17 protein-coding genes and 2 pseudogenes are annotated in these 17455 nt (G+C 38.7%); 3 read left to right on the top strand and 16 right to left on the bottom strand.

Annotation, left to right across the window (positions count from 1 at the left end):
• Positions 1-450: 450 nt before the first annotated feature.
• The 8 genes from OSJ91_RS02715 to OSJ91_RS02680 all read right to left on the bottom strand — a co-directional run bounded on the left by OSJ91_RS02715 (position 451) and on the right by OSJ91_RS02680 (position 8647).
• Positions 451-900, bottom strand: a complete 450-nt coding sequence (locus tag OSJ91_RS02715) for a YfmQ family protein (RefSeq protein WP_485890942.1) — start codon at positions 898-900, stop codon at positions 451-453.
• 276 nt (positions 901-1176) lie between these two features.
• Positions 1177-1461: a cytochrome aa3 quinol oxidase subunit IV gene (gene qoxD / locus OSJ91_RS02710; RefSeq protein WP_048684982.1), complete on the bottom strand. Its 285-nt coding sequence runs from the start codon at positions 1459-1461 to the stop codon at positions 1177-1179.
• Between the two features lies 1 nt (position 1462).
• Positions 1463-2059 (bottom strand): cytochrome aa3 quinol oxidase subunit III, encoded by a 597-nt coding sequence (qoxC, locus tag OSJ91_RS02705; protein WP_413015229.1) that lies wholly within the window; start codon positions 2057-2059, stop codon positions 1463-1465.
• Entirely contained in the window at positions 2059-4005 is a 1947-nt protein-coding gene (gene qoxB / locus OSJ91_RS02700) for a cytochrome aa3 quinol oxidase subunit I (protein ID WP_101224932.1), read from the bottom strand. The genes qoxC and qoxB overlap by 1 nt, the downstream gene beginning before the upstream one ends.
• A 73-nt stretch (positions 4006-4078) precedes the next feature.
• Positions 4079-5008, bottom strand: coding sequence for a cytochrome aa3 quinol oxidase subunit II (qoxA, locus tag OSJ91_RS02695; protein ID WP_350301104.1), 930 nt, complete (start codon positions 5006-5008; stop codon positions 4079-4081).
• A 943-nt stretch (positions 5009-5951) separates the two neighbouring features.
• The gene (locus tag OSJ91_RS02690; protein ID WP_241590067.1) at positions 5952-6266 is read right to left on the bottom strand and encodes a hypothetical protein; all 315 of its coding nucleotides are present in this window, start codon (positions 6264-6266) and stop codon (positions 5952-5954) included.
• Between the two features lie 256 nt (positions 6267-6522).
• A complete protein-coding gene (locus OSJ91_RS02685) occupies positions 6523-7758 on the bottom strand; it encodes a S1C family serine protease (protein ID WP_350301103.1) in 1236 nt (411 codons plus the stop codon).
• Between the two features lie 199 nt (positions 7759-7957).
• Positions 7958-8647, bottom strand: a complete 690-nt coding sequence (locus OSJ91_RS02680; RefSeq protein WP_350301102.1) for a hypothetical protein — start codon at positions 8645-8647, stop codon at positions 7958-7960.
• A 188-nt stretch (positions 8648-8835) separates the two neighbouring features.
• On the opposite strand from OSJ91_RS02680, the gene OSJ91_RS02675 reads away from it, so the two are divergent.
• Complete coding sequence (locus OSJ91_RS02675) at positions 8836-9192, top strand: hydrolase (protein ID WP_350301101.1); 357 nt, start codon at positions 8836-8838, stop codon at positions 9190-9192.
• A 140-nt stretch (positions 9193-9332) separates the two neighbouring features.
• On the opposite strand, the gene OSJ91_RS02670 is transcribed toward OSJ91_RS02675, so the two are convergent.
• The 3 genes from OSJ91_RS02670 to OSJ91_RS02660 all read right to left on the bottom strand — a co-directional run bounded on the left by OSJ91_RS02670 (position 9333) and on the right by OSJ91_RS02660 (position 11949).
• The gene (locus tag OSJ91_RS02670) at positions 9333-9785 is read right to left on the bottom strand and encodes a helix-turn-helix domain-containing protein (protein ID WP_350301100.1); all 453 of its coding nucleotides are present in this window, start codon (positions 9783-9785) and stop codon (positions 9333-9335) included.
• A gap of 502 nt (positions 9786-10287) precedes the next feature.
• Positions 10288-11271, bottom strand: a complete 984-nt coding sequence (locus OSJ91_RS02665) for a beta-ketoacyl-ACP synthase 3 (RefSeq protein ID WP_485890941.1) — start codon at positions 11269-11271, stop codon at positions 10288-10290.
• A 327-nt stretch (positions 11272-11598) separates the two neighbouring features.
• Complete coding sequence (locus tag OSJ91_RS02660) at positions 11599-11949, bottom strand: winged helix-turn-helix transcriptional regulator (protein ID WP_034305903.1); 351 nt, start codon at positions 11947-11949, stop codon at positions 11599-11601.
• Between the two features lie 125 nt (positions 11950-12074).
• Between OSJ91_RS02660 and OSJ91_RS02655 the strand changes: the two genes are divergently transcribed.
• The gene (locus OSJ91_RS02655) at positions 12075-12698 is read left to right on the top strand and encodes a nitroreductase family protein (RefSeq protein WP_350301098.1); all 624 of its coding nucleotides are present in this window, start codon (positions 12075-12077) and stop codon (positions 12696-12698) included.
• A gap of 167 nt (positions 12699-12865) precedes the next feature.
• Here OSJ91_RS02655 and OSJ91_RS02650 read toward each other — a convergent pair.
• Positions 12866-13218: pseudogene (locus tag OSJ91_RS02650) on the bottom strand (ABC transporter permease subunit); the annotation flags it as partial.
• A pseudogene (locus tag OSJ91_RS02645) lies at positions 13205-13434 on the bottom strand (hypothetical protein). The pseudogenes OSJ91_RS02650 and OSJ91_RS02645, both read right to left, overlap by 14 nt.
• A gap of 199 nt (positions 13435-13633) precedes the next feature.
• Between OSJ91_RS02645 and OSJ91_RS02640 the strand changes: the two are divergent.
• Positions 13634-14164 carry an NAD(P)H-dependent oxidoreductase gene (locus OSJ91_RS02640; RefSeq protein ID WP_485890940.1) on the top strand — a complete coding sequence of 177 codons (531 nt, stop codon included), beginning with the start codon at positions 13634-13636 and terminating at the stop codon, positions 14162-14164.
• A gap of 72 nt (positions 14165-14236) precedes the next feature.
• Here the strand turns inward: OSJ91_RS02640 and OSJ91_RS02635 are convergent, their stop codons facing one another.
• The 3 genes from OSJ91_RS02635 to OSJ91_RS02625 all read right to left on the bottom strand — a co-directional run bounded on the left by OSJ91_RS02635 (position 14237) and on the right by OSJ91_RS02625 (position 17408).
• On the bottom strand, positions 14237-14596 hold the full coding sequence (locus OSJ91_RS02635; protein ID WP_485890939.1) for a winged helix-turn-helix transcriptional regulator: 360 nt from the start codon (positions 14594-14596) through the stop codon (positions 14237-14239).
• A gap of 303 nt (positions 14597-14899) precedes the next feature.
• Positions 14900-15904 carry an ABC transporter permease gene (locus tag OSJ91_RS02630; RefSeq protein ID WP_350301095.1) on the bottom strand — a complete coding sequence of 335 codons (1005 nt, stop codon included), beginning with the start codon at positions 15902-15904 and terminating at the stop codon, positions 14900-14902.
• Between the two features lies 1 nt (position 15905).
• Positions 15906-17408: a sugar ABC transporter ATP-binding protein gene (locus tag OSJ91_RS02625; RefSeq protein WP_485890938.1), complete on the bottom strand. Its 1503-nt coding sequence runs from the start codon at positions 17406-17408 to the stop codon at positions 15906-15908.
• Between the last annotated feature and the right edge of the window lie 47 nt (positions 17409-17455).

Below are 17455 nucleotides of genomic sequence, written 5' to 3'. Positions count from 1 at the left end.
TTTTTTATTACCATTAAATAATATCCAAAATATTTTTCATATGCGCTATTAAAGACCCTCTTTTAGCAATTCCCTCCTACTTAAAAACACAAAGACACTAAAATTCAGTCGTCAGTTTGTGTAAGTAAACCTCTCAATCTGAATAACAAGTAATTAAGAATTTTCTTTAATGAAAAAAGTACCTAAATGAATAAAAGACTTATAAAAAATGACGATCTTTTAAAGGACCGTCTCAGACTTTAGACAATTTAAACGTTAATTTCCACTCCAGGCACTCGCTTTCCGCGGGCGGTCCGGGAGCCTCCTCGGCGCCTTTGCGCCTGCGGGGTCTCCCTTGGACTCGCATTTCCCGCAGGAGTCTCGTACCCTCCGTTCCAATCAACTTTGTTTTAAAATTTAGATAGAACCCCTTTTGTCTACAAACTTGATAATAATTGATTTTTGGTTCTTTTAAGCTAAGTTACTTATTAATGGCACGGAACGTTCTTGGAGGCTATCGGAAAACAAACTATAAGAAATGAGTTTCTTCTTGTACTGTTTAACTACATCCACGCGGTCATTGTAAATGTACACAAATAACTTAACATCAATTTTGCCTTTTTTAGTATCAATGACCAATGGAGTCCCACTGTCCTCTGGATGTAAAAACAATTGCTCGTTACCCGGGAATATATGATTTTTCTTCAAAAATCTGGCGTTATTAAAATGATTAATAACTTGAATTTTTTCTTCACCTTCCAAACGTTTTCCGTCAAAGGATACGATCGCATTCCCGCCACTAATTTCTGAGTGTATTTTAAATTTGCTGATAATCCAATTAACAGCATCGGTTGGAAGACAGGAAACCAATATTTTTAACAAACTTAAGATAATTGTCAAAATCAAAACCGGCAATGTCAATTCATCATCTCCGCTACATTTATAAATTATTTCTTTCTTATATAACTTATTATATCAATAGGGCTGGCAGTTTTTCTTAGAAGATGTGTCCGTTCTATTAACGTTTTACTTTGGTAAAACATTGTACTTAAACGCAATTTCCCCTTAATAAATATAATGTTCCGAAATGGTTATACTAAACAAAATGATTTCATCCAAATCCTTCTTAACAAATTTATACTTATTAAAATACAAAAAACTGGGCGTCATCAAGACGCCCAGCTTTTCCGGAATCGATTATTGATATCCCCAAATCATTGTTAGCATTGTACCGAAAATTGTAACCAATGCAACGAACAATCCGTAATAAACGTTTGTGTAAATCGATGCTTTATCTTCAGACTCACCTGCGTGCATGAACATAACTAATTGCAGTGCAGCTTGCATGAAAGCTGTAACAAGAAGGATGATCATGGCCATTTTTAGTGAGAGATCAAACATAATAACTGATAGTGCGACCAAAGTCAGGACTAGAGAAAACGCAAATCCCATAACTTGGCCCCGTGGGAATAATTCTTTCATATTACATCATTCCTTTCAGATAGACGAAACTGAAGATGAAAATCCAGACAACGTCCAAGAAATGCCAGTAAAGTGAAAAGATGAAAGCCTTGTTTGTTGTTTCTGGAGTCATACCGCGCTTTTTGATCTGCATGACGATGAAGGTTCCCCAGAATAAACCAAGTGTAACGTGAGCTCCATGCGTACCTAGTAATGTAAACAAACTAGATAAGAAAGCACTTGTTTGAATGGTTGCTCCTTCATGTACATACTCCACGAATTCATAAATTTCGACTCCCAAGAAGCCTAAACCAAGAATAAGGGTGATAATGAAGAAACCAATCGTTGCTTTCTGTCTGCCAAGTCTCATTGCATTGATTCCAAGACCTATGGTAAAACTACTTGTTAAAAGAAAGATTGTTTGGAACATTAAGGTTGGGAGTTTAAAAAGATGTTCCCCTGTTGGACCATTTCCAGTTCCATTAACCAATACAAAATAAGTGGCGAACAGTGTAGCGAAAAGAGCTATTTCTGCTCCTAGGAAAATCCAGAATCCAAAAATCTTTAAGCGATTTTCTTCCGTGCTATATTCTAGTGGCAGCGAGTTATCTATTTTCATTACTTAGCACCTCGCAATTTATTTTCAGTTTCTTCGATCTCTTCAACAGAGATATAACGTCCGTGATCTTTTTCGAATGAACGGTGAATCATACAAGCAAAGATACCGATCGTTGCAATGATTGCAATGATCCACATGCTGAATACCATCGCAAAGCCCCAAACGAAGAAGATACAGCTCATGATAAACGGCACACCACTGTTATTTGGCATATGGATCTTTTCTACTTTACCGCCAAATAACTTAAAGCCTTTTTTCTTTGAATCCCAGAATGCTTCTGTAGAATCAACTGTTGGCACAATTGCAAAGTTATATTCAGGGATTGGTGTATGTGTAGCCCACTCTAGTGAACGTGCATCCCATGGATCGTTTGAAATATTTCTTGACGCATAACGAGTGCTCCAATAGATATTGTACACAATAAGTGCAAAACCTATTGCCAAGCCAATCGCTCCAACGAACGAGAGCATATTCAATGGACCATACCCTGTTGATTCAGAGTACGTATACATACGACGTGCCTGCCCATCTAAACCAGTGATGAACATCGGGAAGAATGTTACATTAAAGCCGATTGTAATGAACCAGAACGACCATTTCCCAATCTTTTCGCTCAACATGAAACCGAACATTTTTGGCCACCAGTACGTGAAACCAGCAAGTACGGCAAATACAGTACCAGGGATTAAAACGTAGTGGAAGTGAGCTACTAAGAACATTGTATTATGGTATTGGTAGTCAGCACTTGCCATTGCAAGCATAACCCCTGTTACCCCACCGAGCGTGAAAATCGGAATGAAAGCTAAAGAGTATAGCATTGGAACGGTAAACACGATTTTACCTTTCCAAAGTGTGAACAACCAGTTGAAAATCTTAACACCAGTCGGGACGGCAATTGCCATCGTGGTAATCGAGAAGATACCATTAACCATTGCACCGTGACCCATTGTATAGAAATGGTGAGCCCATACAATGAAAGATAGAGTAGAAATAGCTACCATGGAGATAACCATCGAATTATACCCGTACAGGTTACGACGTGCAAATGTCGAAATGATTTCACTGTAAATACCGAAAGCCGGAAGAATTACTATATAAACTTCAGGATGTCCCCAAACCCAGAACAAGTTCGCCCAAAGCATATCGCTACCGCCATTGGCCATCGTAAAGAATTGAGTTCCGAATAGACGATCCATTGTCATCAACGCAAGTGCCACTGTCAATACAGGGAAAGCGAAAACGATAATGAAGTTTGTGATCAAGATAGACCATGTGAACATTGGCATTTTCATTAAGTTCATGCCAGGTGCTCTCATTTTCAAGATTGTTACGATAAAGTTGATACCAGTCAGTAATGTACCGATACCAGCTATTTGAATTGCAATCGCGTAATAGTTCGAACCTACTGATTCACTGAAATCGTTACTTGCCAGCGGGAAGTAAGATGTCCAACCTGCATCAGGAGAACCACCGACTACGAAAGAGATGTTAAATAGCATTGCCCCCATGAAGAATAACCAGAAGCTTACTGCGTTCAGACGTGGGAATGCTACGTCACGCGCTCCAATTTGCAATGGTGTGACAATGTTCATTAACCCAATGATAAATGGCATAGCCATGAACAGGATCATGACGACCCCGTGTGTTGTAAATACCTCATTATAATGCTGTCCATCCAAAAGACCGTTATCTGGAATAGCCGTTTGAGCACGCATCATAAGAGCATCGACGCCACCACGGAAAAGCATAAGCAGTGCTGCCAAGATGTACATGATACCAATACGTTTATGGTCAACCGTTGTTAACCACTCACGCCATAAGTAACCCCATTTTTTAAAATAGGTAATTCCGGCAACAACCGCAATCATGGTTAAACCAATGGCAACCATGGATGCATAAATCGCAGGACTTGGATGAGGTACGGCAAATCGATCAAAGTAATCCATACTTTTGTGACTCCTTTCAGGAAAATATTCCTTATCTTGTAAACCTAGTTGTTTTATCGAACGAAATTAATTCTTAGTGATCATGATTCATGTTGCTGTGTTCTGAATGTTCCTCGTGTGAATCCTTGGAATCATTTTCTTCCTTATCAGAAGATCCGTGGTCATGACCAGCATTTTCCCCTTCAGGAGCTGGAGAAAACTCTAAGTGAGTTCCAGTGTAAGTGGATTGTCCCACATGACCAGGTTTTAATAATTCATTGAATTTTTCCTCAGTAATCGGTTTAGCAGTAGCTTTAATTTCATCTACCCACTTATCGTATTCTTCTGCAGAAAGTACATTAACGTTGAACGTTTGCTGAGCAAAACCTGAACCACTGAAGTTTGAATTTCGACCCATATACTCTCCTGGTACATCAGCTGCTAAGTGCAACGTATTAACCATGTCCGACATCGCGTATTTTTGTCCTCCAAGTTGCGGAATCCAGAAACTTGAGATTGGACCGAATGAGTAAAGTTTAAATTCAATTGGTCGGTTAGTAGGTAAAAACAGATAGTTGACTGTTTCGATATCTTCTTCCGGATAACTAAAATGCCACTTCCAGTTGGAAGATGAAGCATAAATAATTAAAGGTTCCTGATCACCGTATCCTTTAGGTGTTGCCTCAACTTCATTTGTTGTTTTAACAGTAACAACGGATAGGAAAGCGACGATTAGAATTGGGATCGCAACCCAAATTATTTCAAGAACCTTACTTCCTTCAATATGAGGCGGTTCATAATCATCACGTTGTTTGGAAGCACGATATTTCATTATCATGAAGATATACAGTACCATAACGACAAGGACGACAAAGGCCATTGTCCATATCGAAATCATAATAACATCTGCTTGTGTTGCAGCTACCGGCCCTTTAGGGTCCAAGACCATTAATGGGTTATCGCAACCGGTTAGCACAGTGGCAATAGTAAAAAGTATAGTTAATAGAGCCCATTTTATTTTCATAGTACTACCCCTTTCTTACATAATAAAATTCCAATTGGTAATTATTCGGACAAAGTGTTACCATGTTCACAAACCCCGACATACCAATATTAATCCCAAGTCTAAAAAAAGACAATACAAAGTGACATCTGTCACATAAAGTTCATTAAAGAGCAGTAAGAAGATGGTAAATGAACTGAAATGTTCGAAAATCTTCAGCAAATGAAATATAATAAATGTTTCATATCTTGCCTTTGAAAATTTCACTTATCAGTACAGGATTGCAGATAGTACCGATCCTCTTTCCATTTAATATTACTCTAATATAATGAAATAAAAATTTCACATTATATTCACTGTGTATATTGCCTCAAAACTCTTAAAGATTATGAATTATATTACCTATCCTGTCAATTAGGTATTTATCGTTAGAAAACATGATTTAAAACGGATTTTTTTCACTCGGCCATGGAGGTTGGTAAATGGTAGACACATTGGACACGATATTGTCTCCATGCTTCAATATCCTATGATCCAACACAGGTCAATATTATATATATATAAGGAAACGACGAGTTTGAAATGAAATTGGGTTCTTTCGCAATCCTTATGGCCTGTCAGTATTTTTAAAACAGCCGTTTAGCAATAGGCTTGGTAGTAGTGGTTCTATCAAATCCCCTTTAGCAAAACCCACTGTCCTATAACCCCATATTGATACCTGTATCCCTTTTGAATTTTTAATTAAAAGTACATAGAAAAAAATCCACGAAAAAAGGACTTCTTAAAAGTGTCCTTTTCTCGTGGATATAGTTTAAAATGTAACAAATCGGTATTTCGATTCTGATATACATAAAATGAAAGCGTATTCATTGATTGAGATCAAGTTGACTCAAATTCAGCAAGTTAGGCAAAAGAACAACTAGTTCTGTTTAGAAAAACAGTATATTGCCCTATATTCCTCGTTTTAGTTACTGAATTCTGTACTTCTGTTTGTTGGAGCTTTAGCCTTTGTTTTCATTTTTATGATTTTAGTCGTTTCCGGTTCAATTCTTTTGCCTTTATGTGTATTCATTACCATTTCTTCTGTCAGGACAAAAAATATACCAACTAGAAAAATGGCAGCTGCGCTTAATGTGATGGCGATTCCAACAGCGGTAAATATATAATCCTTATTGTAATCGCTTACAAAGAAACTTAAAGCAAAAATAATAATTCCGATTACACAACCTGTGCCCGATACCCATTTAACTGCATCTAACATCTTCTGATTAGCTTCCATAATTTCATCCCCTTTCTTTCTATTTTATGACATTTCACAAATTTGTCAAATCTTTTCTATTTTTTAACATATCCACGATGAAAACCTTGACAAATAGAAGGCGCCACCATTCACTTTTAGGTATTCAAGACTATATGAACAAACTGCAAAAACAGGGCAAATACACTATCTATTTTTCCGATATTAACCTTTTGAATACTATAAAAAAACTTCCAATAAAAGACCCCTGTTGAATAACCAGGGGCCTTACCTCTTTCTATGGTTTTTGCAAGGTGATCGTTACCGTTTTCTCTTCAGTGCCTCGATATACTTTAACCTTTACTTTATCGCCGATTTTCTTATCTGAATATAAGTATTTCCTTAATGCTGCAGCAGTATCAATTTTCGTTCCATCAATCTCAACGATGATATCCTGTTGCTTAAGCCCTCCATTCGCCGCAGCCGATCCCGCTTCTATACTCGTCACCATTACGCCGGACTTTACGGCTTCTGGAACATTTTGAATGTAATATTGCGGCAGTTCTTCCATACTGGCCAAGCTGACTCCTAAATATGGGCGCGTGATTTTTCCATTTTCAATCAGCTCCGTAACAATCGGAATCACATCATTACTTGGTATGGCAAACCCTAAGCCTTCCACACCGTTTTCGGAAATCTTCAAACTGTTTATGCCGATCACTTCCCCAGCGGTGTTGATCAATGCACCCCCGCTATTGCCGGGATTGATCGCTGCATCTGTTTGAAGGACATCAAGTTCCCACTCCCCGTCCGAGGTATCGACTGAAATGGAGCGTCCGGTCGCACTGACGATCCCTTGTGTAACCGATCGTGAAAAATCAAGTCCAAGAGGATTGCCAATTGCCAATACTTCTTCACCTGGACGCATGCTATCGGAATTCCCGAATTTAATTCCCTCAGGTGCCATCGAGGCATCAATTGTCAAAACCGCTAAGTCCGTCAAAGCATCAGCCCCTACAACAGCTGCCGTTGCCTTTTGTCCATCATACAATGAAATTTCGACTTCCTTAGCTCCTTCAATAACATGATTGTTCGTGATGATATAGGCTTTCCCATCAGCTTTTTTATAGATGACCCCTGAGCCGGTGCCGCTTTCAACCGTTTCGCTCTCCGTGCTTTGCCGCTCGTACGGGTACTGGTTTTGCATCTCCTGTAAATTCACGACCCCGACTATCGATTTGGATGCTGATTCGACCATCTCGGCCCTATCATTTGAATCAGTACTCGTCGATAACTTTTCCGCCGTGACACTTTTATCTTTTTCAACACTTTCCGTTTGCTGTACACCTGCCGTTTCGGTTGACTCATTCACTGAACTACTCCCTTGATCTATAAAGTCCCCGCCAAATAGAAATACAGACGATGTAACCATAGAAGCAACCGTTCCGGAAACAAGGCTAGTTAGCCAAAGAGACTTTCCCTTTTTCCGTTCTGCCTTCACTCTGACCTGCTCATCACCATTATAATTCTCCATCTTTATCCCTCCTATGATTTTCCTTTATCCTTTACTTGACTCAATCATAAACAGGAAATATTAAAAAATTCTTAAGAAAATAAGAATAGGGCAACATTTTCACAAAAATTATAAAATTATATCGAATCCTGTAATTTGCTGCTGCACTGCAAAATAAAAAGGCCTCAACAGGGGCCTTCAATTCGACCATACAGTTATCCTACAAGACTTCATAAACTTCTTTAGTCTTCTTATTCACTCCATACCAGCCCCAAGTGGTTTTGTGGCCACTTTTCTGACTAGGTTCATCCACCTCGAAAACATGAAAAATGTAATCTCCCTTTTCAGCATCATGATCATATTCGATATCCAAATTCGGAAAATTTTCCATGTCCACATAATCCATCACAAGCTTCTCTGCCTGAGATTTACTTAATGTTCCAACCGAAGCCTTGCTCTCTTCTTTGCCTATTGTATCCGTTGCCGCCTCATCTTCTAGTTTGGATCCAATGGTTCCGTCCACAGTTGCTTCCTCCGCCGGTTCCGCCTTGTCATTTCCCTCTACTTCTTCAATCGTGGCGGATTCTGATACCGGTTGCATTTCCACCGCCTTTGAAACCATTAGTTTACCTTCCCGGTATTTTGCTTTATATGCGGTTGCTTCTTCAAAATCGCTTTTGGCCGAATCAAAATCCTGTTCGTCGTATTTCTTCATTCCACTCGCCAGAAAACCTGAAAGATCCATTAACTCCCTTGATTCCGGTGTTTTTGCTTCTTTATAAGCTAATACAAATGCCTCATGGGCTTCTAAATAATTTTCCTCATTCAACTGACTTTTCCCTAAATCCATATTGGAATCATAATTCCTTGTTACGCAGCCTGAAGCAATCAACACCAAAAAAATAACCATGATTGACCTCTTCACTATATCACTCCTTGATTTTCCATATTATTCTGTAAATTCATCTTATACCATTTGATAAGAAATCCGATACCTCTATTTCCTATCTTTTTCATTAAGGAAATGTTTACATTGATGATTAACTTTTTACAAATAGTGGTACAGAATAGATAAACGCTTGAAAGGATGATCGCAGAATGATGCAGGAAAAACAGACCTATCATGTCGATTTGGTCAGCGGCGACGTACTCGCACAAAAACTTGAAGAGAATCCAAGCTTCACTGTACACGCAACCGATGAGGAACTTGCAGAATTGAAACAATGCTTGGAGGAACACCGGACAGATGACCTGGAGGCATATGCCCGTTCACATGTGCCCTACCTTCTCTATCATCATGACCGGGCAAATGATAAATACGATGCAGCCATGAAAAGGCTTTATGCCCTCATTTATAAATTAGGGGATGAAACGGCACGAAACCATATTGAAGAAATCGGCATATTGAAAGATAACAAATTCGAGGGACAAGAAGAAGTGCAAAAGTTCAAATAAGAAATAGGAACAGAACCTGAAATCCAAAGGTTCTGTTCTTTTATGATCAAGTTCAATCAAAAATGTTTTCCTGCCCCCAATAAAGGAAATACAAGATTCCATTTTATGATTCATTAATCAGTTTTATAAGCAGAGTTCTTTCAATCTACATATTTATCCTTCAAATAATCTGAACCAATACCGCCAATAACCATCAAAGCAAATGGTAAAAAATTCGCTAAAACTGGCATGCTTTTTAAAATGGTAATATCTGTGCCGGCAAATTTATTAAGTCCAAAAATAATTAATTTGGACACTAACAAAAATGCTCCTATTAAAAATACGATATCAAAAAACATTTTCCTTTTTGGAAATGCTAACTGCTTACTTTCCCTTATTATTTTCTCTTTCAATTCCTCGTCACTCCTTAATAATTCATCTACCGTAATTTGAAATAAATCACTTAAATTAATGAGTACTTCAATACTTGGATAATTTTTTCCCGTTTCCCATTTGGACACAGATTGGCGACTCACATGAATCTTCTCTGCAAGATCATTTTGTGACCAATTTCTTTTCTCCCGTTCCTTTTTTAATCGTTCGCTAAAAATCATAATGAGTTCATCGCCTTTCCTGCTCCTAGTATATTGAGATGAATTATGCAAAGTAAAGATAGTAATAAGCGCATTACTATGCAACTTATGGGTGACACCGAAGAAAACCTTGATATATCAAGGGAGTCCGTTTAATTTTCCGGAACTGCTGTAGAAAGTCAAAATTTCAAAAAATTGCAGCCAGTTAACACGAAAGTGGCAGAGAAAGGCCTTGTAAGATCGCTTCCATAATTTCACGAAGCATTTATTACTCTTGCGGCTTTTGCAATTCCCCATTCTTCAGGATGATTCCGTGAGTAAAAAACATAACGGAAACTGTTCTTTATAGATATCATTTCCTCATTATTTGTAGTTCAAATGAAGGTCATGTTACTGAATCGTTTTAAAGATATTTTTTACCTTGCCTTGAATATATAATTCTGCAAAGAATCATACTTTAAGAAGGCCCCCAATGAGAGGCCTTCTTCCGGTACAAACTCAGTTATTAGTTGTAGAAAAAGTGTTATAAGGTCCAATTGATAAGCAATCCGGCTTGAGCTAACCCACCGCCGAAACCATATAATAAAACCTTCTCACCAGCACTGACCTTCCCTTCTTTTAATCCTATTTCTAAAGCTAATGGAATTGTTGCTGAAGAAGTATTTCCATACTCCACTAAGCTATATAAAGTTCGCTCGATTGGAAAGCCGCTTCTTTCACATATTGACTCGATCATTCTTAAATTTGCACTATGCGGTACGAACCAATCAACATCATTCAATTGATATTCAGCATTTTTCATCACAGTTTGCATTCCTTTTGGAACGTTCGTGACAGCCCATTTATAAACCTCACGTCCATTTTGTACAAGGTTGCCGCTATCATTTAAGTCTTCACCATTTATGCGTGTCGATAGGTTTGTACTATATAAATGTTTTCCGCCTTCTCCTTCCGAATATAAATGTGAAGAAATAAAACTTGGCTGTTTTTCATCATATTCTACAAGAACTGCTCCTCCGCCATCTCCAAATAAAATACAAGTGGCTCGATCTTCATAGTCCATAAGTTTAGATAAAGTATCAGCTCCAATAACAAGAACTTTCTTGTTTAAACCAGATGTTACCAATCCATTAGCTACATGCAGCCCATAAGTAAATCCTGCACAGGCAGCGTTTAAATCAATAGCTCCAGTATTCTTAATACCTAGCTTTGCTTGGACTAAAGATGCTGCACTTGGAGTGTTGAAATCAGGTGTAAAGGTACAGACAATGATCATATCAACATCTTCGACAGATTTATCATACCGTTCCATTAAATCCTTTACAGCTTTATAACCTATATCACTAGTAAACTCCTCTTCATGTGCAATTCTTCGTTCTTTAATACCAGTACGTTTAACAATCCATTCATCATTGGTTTCAACCATTTTTTCTAAGTCTTTATTTGTTAACCTTTTTTCAGGAACATACGAACCTATCGCAGTAATACGTGCTTTGGATTTGAACATAGAATAGCCACCTCGTGTGTATGAATTGCATCATTTTATAACTTGATATTAACACCTGGTACTAATTATAAAGCAAAAAAAATCTTATGCAACTAACCGTTACATTTAAACCCATAAGAAAAAGAGCGGGGCGGGGCAAATCAACTACTTTAAAGAAAAGCACCTGTTAGTTTAATACAATCTCTAGAGAGACTGCCAAAAGTCATCTTCAAGACATTCCCTCTAATAACGTATTTCTTACAATTATACTGATAGCTTGAATAAATTCTGCTTGCATCACTGAACTTGTCAAAAAAAATCCATACTCCTAGTTGATGCAGATCTTACTTATTTATGATGACGACAGATTTGATCTTGTCTTTCTAGGTTTTGTTCGACTGCATATGTAGTGCCCCATTCACACATTGTATTTAATACAGGTACAAATGATTGACCTAACTCAGTTAAACTGTATTCTACTTTTGGTGGTACCACTTTATATACTTCTCTCCGGACAAGCCCATCTCTTTCCAGCTGCTTTAATTGGTCGGTTAAGACTTTCTGGGTAATGGCCGGTATTAGAATATAAAACTCTTTTGTCCTCATTGGTTTTTGACTCAGAAAAAAGAGGATTAAGCATTTCCACTTTCCTCCTACAGTATTCATGAAAATATTTATTCCCGTATTTAGGCTCTTCATTCCTCATTCCTCCTGAATAGGCACATAAAGGTGGCTATGCCACTTTATTGTGCGTTATTTTCTTCTACATCATGGGTCCATTATACTCTGATTATAAAGCAAATATAACATTGGGAGTGAACACGATGAGTGTAAGAGAGACTATAGAAAAAAGACGTTCCGTAAGGCAGTATGATCCCGATTATAAAATTAGTCCAGAAACGTTGGCGACACTTATTGAAGGAGCCAGTAAATCGCCTAACGGAAACAATATTCAAGCAACACGATACCTAGTTATAGATGAACCATATTTAAAGAATTTGTTACTGCCCATCGCTTTTAATCAACAACAGGTAATTGAAGCCTCAGTACTGATTGTTATACTAGGTGATTATCAAGCATTTGAAAAAGAAAATATCATAATGATACATGAGGATGAATTTCAAAAAGGTTATTTTGATGCATCAGTAAGAGATTATCTAACAAACGCGGCAATCAATTATTATCTAAATAAATCAAAAGAAGATTTAAAGGTTGAATTAATAAGAGACGCAAGCCTGGCGTCAATGTCGTTAGTTTTATTGGCGAACGAGGCAGGTCTTGAAACCATTACAATGTCAGGGTATGATTCCGAACAATTAAAGTCAGCCTTAAAAATTTCTGATAGGTATTTAGATGTTATGCTTATTGCCATGGGGAAAGGAATTAAAGAAGGTCACAAAACAGTAAGACACGATGTTAACAAAGTCATTTATAAAAACAAAATATAGTGAGTGTAATTACTTTTTTAAAATTCGGATATTGGAAATTAGTGTGGAAAGAGGGTTAAAAAGAACCCTCTTCCCCTATCTCTTATAGCTAAAACTCACCGCTAGCTATCAGCCTCTTAAATCCTCTACATACAGATTTATCACTATATTAACGTAACGGATTCATTTTAATAAGTTACAGCGAGCGCAAGGGCCAGCACTGTTCCATTGACGATATCCATCGCATAATACGGAACGGACATCATGATCAGCCCATTTTGAAGGATTCCGATCAGGACTGCTCCGACAAAGGTTCCAAAGGCATTCGGCTTCCCCGCCCCTAAAACGGAGGAACCAATAAAGGCTGCCGCGACGGCATCCATTAAATAGGGTGACCCTGAATTGATTTCCGATGTCATGACCCTTGAAGCAAGGACAATTCCCCCGATTGCAGCAAATAGGGCTGAAAGCAAATGGCAAGGATTTTGTTTTTATTAACCGATATCCTGGAAAGTCTAGCCGCTTCCTTATTTCCCCCAATCTAAAAAGGAATCAATCACATCTCTTACAAATTCCCATTCCAGGCGCTTTTGTTAAAAACCTTCTTCACCCACTGATGTAAGTCTGTATTATTTTCTTCACGAACAATTTTGGCTAATTCAAAGCCGTACATATCCCTCCTATGTAAAAGTGACAGGATGAGCGTGTCTATATGACCTTTTAAGACTTCCTTATTAATATCCTTTTTTTTACATATTGTAATTATATACTTTATATTACTTTATATTGCAAGGTATTCATTTGATAAAATATTACAAATTCAACTAACCGTTTTTTTAGTTATACCTGATTTAACACTCTCCTTTAGGTAAGTACCTATAATAAAAGTGCATACTTACGTACTTGCAGAGTGCACTTTATACTTAAAATAAATAAAAATTAAGGAGGAGAAATCTTTGAAAACTCTTGTTATCGTATCACACCCAAGTCTAGAAACATCCGTCATAAATAAGCGGTGGGTAGAAGCGCTAAGGAAATATCCGGAAAAGTATACAGTACACGAATTGTATAAGGTTTACCCTGACGGAAACATTAATGCGGAAAAAGAACAGCAATTAATCGAATCGCATAGTAATCTTGTTTTACAGTTCCCTTTTTATTGGTTCAATTGTCCGCCCCTCCTAAAAAGATGGCTTGACGATGTTTTTACTTATGGTTGGGCATATGGTTCAAATGGAGGCGATAAATTAAAGAATCGCAAAGCTGCTTTAGCTGTATCTGCCGGAATTAACAAAGAGGATTATAGGGAAGGGGGAAGATATCGCTATACACTTGAACATTTATTATCTCCCTTTGAAACTACCTTCCTGTACTGCAATGCAGACTATCGTTCATTCTTTGCGTTTTATGGTGCTGAAAATGAGCCGTCTGCAAGCGAATTGGAAAAAAGCGCACAAGATTATTTGAATTTTGTCGACAACCTTTAATAGGCAGTTTCATTAAAGAAGTATTTCCTTGTATAGGAAATACTTCTTTTGATTTAATCAAAATAGCTAAACCTACGGCCGTACAATCTCCTGAGCTGGCAAACTGTTTTTCTCTCCCCACTCGCACATCATATTTAACAATGGAATGAGGGATAGACCACGTTCAGATAATGAATATTCTACTTTCGGAGGTATTTGGGGAAATTCCTTGCGTATGATAAGGCCGTCTGCCTCCAGCTCTTTTAACATGATGCTTAGCGTTTTAAAGGAAATGGTGCCGATACTCCGCTTCAGCTGATTATGCCGCATAACCTTATTTTCAGACAGCCAATACATAATGATCATTTTATATTTGCCGCCTATTAAGGACAACGTATATCCAAAGCCAGTGTCATTTGGTTTCACGCCAGTAGGAACACAGGTTTCGCGCATAAGTTTACACTCTCCTTTAGATAAGTATATGATATGAATGTTCATACTTTACAATAGATCATTATCAATCTTATTAAAAGGTAAATAAGGTCCCTATAAAAGTTTACTATTGTAGACAATGTTTATATTCTAACAATGAGGGAGCAAAAGGTCCTCCTGCCCCCATTTTAGCAAAAGTAAAATGGTGAAGATGCGAAAATTTATATCCATGACCCGTCCCTTTAAAAAAGGAAAAATCCTGTTGTATTTCCAACAGGATTTTTATCAATCTTCTAAATTCACAATTATAGGATTTCTGTCATTTTAATGTTTTTGTTTGTAATAGGTTACAGCGAGCGCAAGGGCCAGCACTGTTCCTTTGACGATATCCATCGCATAATACGGAACGGACATCATGATCAGCCCATTTTGAAGGATTCCGATCAGGACTGCTCCGACAAAGGTTCCAAAGGCATTCGGCTTCCCCGCCCCTAAAACGGAGGAACCAATGAAGGCTGCCGCGACGGCATCCATTAAATAGGGTGACCCTGAATTGATTTCCGATGTCATGACCCTTGAAGCAAGGACAATCCCCCCGATTGCAGCAAATAGAGCCGAAAGCAGATAGGCAAGGATTTTGTATTTATTAACCGATATCCCGGAAAGTCTCGCCGCTTCCTTATTTCCCCCAATAATGTACATATAACGACCGTGCTTCGTATAAGTCAAAAAGATATGAGTCGCTATCACAATGACGGCCATGATCAGGATTATCCATGGTACCTGGCCAATTTTGGCGAAAAACGGGCTGATCAGTCCTGTTGCGAATGTCCCGTCGGGCATGACCATATTTTGTGAAACCGTGGCCCCTTTTGTATAGGTAAGGGCAATTCCCTGGATAATGAACATGGTAGCCAATGTCATCAGCATGTCGGGAATTCTCAATTTAACGATCATGAATGAATTCAAGGCCCCTACGACAAGTGAGGCACCGATCGCAGCTAATATAGCAATTAATGTATCCTGTGAAAACCAGACAAACATCGAGATGACGATGGCATTGGCCAATGATGCGACGGAACCGACGGAAAGGTCGAAGCCATCTACGGTCAGGGATATCGTAATGCCGATCGCAATGATGGTCACGATTGAAATGGAACGCAGGATGTTGACCAGATTTGTAGTTTGAATGAAAGATGGATTGGACACGGCAAAAATTCCAATCAGAATGATAATCGTCAATATTGTGCCGTATTTATAGAAAAAGTCGAATAGTTCCACCTTTTTCTTCGCTTTCGCTGTCTGTGTAACAGGAATGGGTATGCTCATTCTATTTTCCTCCTGTTGAATAGAATAGTAGTTCTTCTTCATTCGTTTTACTTGTTTCTAATTCGATGACAGTGCTCCCGTCATATAACACATATGTCCGGTTGGTAATGCCAATGATTTCAGAAAGCTCGGATGATGCATAAATGATCGCTTTCCCATTCCTTGCAAGCTCTGCAATCAATTCGAATATATCCTTCTTGGCTCCAACATCGACCCCTTTCGTTGGTTCATCGAATATGTATACATCCGCATCGGCCATAAGCCATTTCCCGATGGCTACTTTTTGCTGATTGCCACCTGAAAGGTTTTCGACATTCACTTCCCCTGAAGGAGTTTTAATGCCGAGACTTGCGATCATTTCCTTCGCTCTTTCCTTTTCCGCCTTGCGATTCACGAAGCTGAATGTCTTGGAGAATTTGCCAAGACTGGCTGCCGTCAAGTTCGCCGAGACTGATTCCTGAACAAGGACCCCTTCTTTCCTGCGTTCCTCAGGTACAAGTGCCAGACCGCTTTTTACTGCTTCGTGCGGTGATTTCAAGGAAAGCTTTCGACCATTCAGGATGACTTCGCCCGCTGTGATGGCCGTATGGCCGAAAAGGGTTTTACACAGCTCCGTTTTCCCAGCCCCGACCAACCCTGCCAAGCCGATTATCTCGCCTGCTTTAATATTCAAACTGACATTTTTAACTTTCTCTGCATCTGACAATCCGTTCACTTCCAGAATAACGTCGCCAATCGAAGCATTCACTTCAGGAAACTGTTCATCCATGGTTTTCCCAAGCATGTTCTCTACAACTTCGTTACGGGTTATGTCTTCCTTCTTTCGACAAGTGACACCCTCCCCATTCCTCATGATCGTAATTTCCTCACAGATTTCAAAAATTTCGGGCAGACGATGTGAAATGAAAATGATTCCCACGCCTTTTTGCTTTAATTCATTTACAATTCGAAAAAGTTCTGTCGTCTCCGTATGACTTAACGGAGCAGTTGGCTCGTCGAGAATCAAGAATTTGCATTCTGTCGAAACGGCTCTTGCTATCAGGACCATCTGTTTTTCAGCCAAGGTAAGGTCTCTTACCAGCTTTTTCGAAGGGACACGAATTTTCATATCTTCAAGAATAGAAGCGGCTTGGTTGTGCAGCTCTTTCCATTGGACCATCTGTTTTTTTCCCATGTTTTGGACCATATCATTCAACATTACATTTTCCCCAACCGTTAAATAAGGGATGAGGGCGGTATCCACTTCCTGATAAACAATTTGAATGCCTTGTTCTTGAGCCGCTTTTGGCGAGCGGATATCCCGCTTCATCCCATCGATAAAAATGTCACCTGAGTAATGAACATGGGCTCCCGATAAAACTTTCATTAACGTCGATTTCCCTGCTCCGTTTGCACCGACCAATGCGTGGGCTGTCCCTGATTTCACGGAAAAATCAACATCACTCAGCGCCTTCACCCCCGGAAATTCAATCGAAATCTTCTTCATTTCTAGTTGCGTGCCCATGTCCATTCCCCCTTATTGAACAGACACTCCCTTCTACTTAAAGAGAG

Source organism: Bacillus sp. T-10(2022) (genome assembly GCF_056502895.1).
Note: the sequence above shows the minus strand (reverse complement) of the source record. Positions and strands in the feature narration are given on the sequence as shown.

Coding starts and splice junctions, on each gene's coding strand:
- qoxD (WP_048684982.1), bottom strand. CDS start 1,461: ATGAAAGAATTATTCCCACGGGGCCAAGTTATGGGATTTGCGTTTTCT.
- qoxC (WP_413015229.1), bottom strand. CDS start 2,059: ATGAAAATAGATAACTCGCTGCCACTAGAATATAGCACGGAAGAAAAT.
- qoxB (WP_101224932.1), bottom strand. CDS start 4,005: ATGGATTACTTTGATCGATTTGCCGTACCTCATCCAAGTCCTGCGATT.
- qoxA (WP_350301104.1), bottom strand. CDS start 5,008: ATGAAAATAAAATGGGCTCTATTAACTATACTTTTTACTATTGCCACT.
- OSJ91_RS02690 (WP_241590067.1), bottom strand. CDS start 6,266: ATGGAAGCTAATCAGAAGATGTTAGATGCAGTTAAATGGGTATCGGGC.
- OSJ91_RS02685 (WP_350301103.1), bottom strand. CDS start 7,758: ATGGAGAATTATAATGGTGATGAGCAGGTCAGAGTGAAGGCAGAACGG.
- OSJ91_RS02680 (WP_350301102.1), bottom strand. CDS start 8,647: ATGGTTATTTTTTTGGTGTTGATTGCTTCAGGCTGCGTAACAAGGAAT.
- OSJ91_RS02675 (WP_350301101.1), top strand. CDS start 8,836: ATGATGCAGGAAAAACAGACCTATCATGTCGATTTGGTCAGCGGCGAC.
- OSJ91_RS02670 (WP_350301100.1), bottom strand. CDS start 9,785: ATGATTTTTAGCGAACGATTAAAAAAGGAACGGGAGAAAAGAAATTGG.
- OSJ91_RS02665 (WP_485890941.1), bottom strand. CDS start 11,271: ATGTTCAAATCCAAAGCACGTATTACTGCGATAGGTTCGTATGTTCCT.
- OSJ91_RS02660 (WP_034305903.1), bottom strand. CDS start 11,949: ATGAAGAGCCTAAATACGGGAATAAATATTTTCATGAATACTGTAGGA.
- OSJ91_RS02655 (WP_350301098.1), top strand. CDS start 12,075: ATGAGTGTAAGAGAGACTATAGAAAAAAGACGTTCCGTAAGGCAGTAT.
- OSJ91_RS02635 (WP_485890939.1), bottom strand. CDS start 14,596: ATGCGCGAAACCTGTGTTCCTACTGGCGTGAAACCAAATGACACTGGC.
- OSJ91_RS02630 (WP_350301095.1), bottom strand. CDS start 15,904: ATGAGCATACCCATTCCTGTTACACAGACAGCGAAAGCGAAGAAAAAG.
- OSJ91_RS02625 (WP_485890938.1), bottom strand. CDS start 17,408: ATGGGCACGCAACTAGAAATGAAGAAGATTTCGATTGAATTTCCGGGG.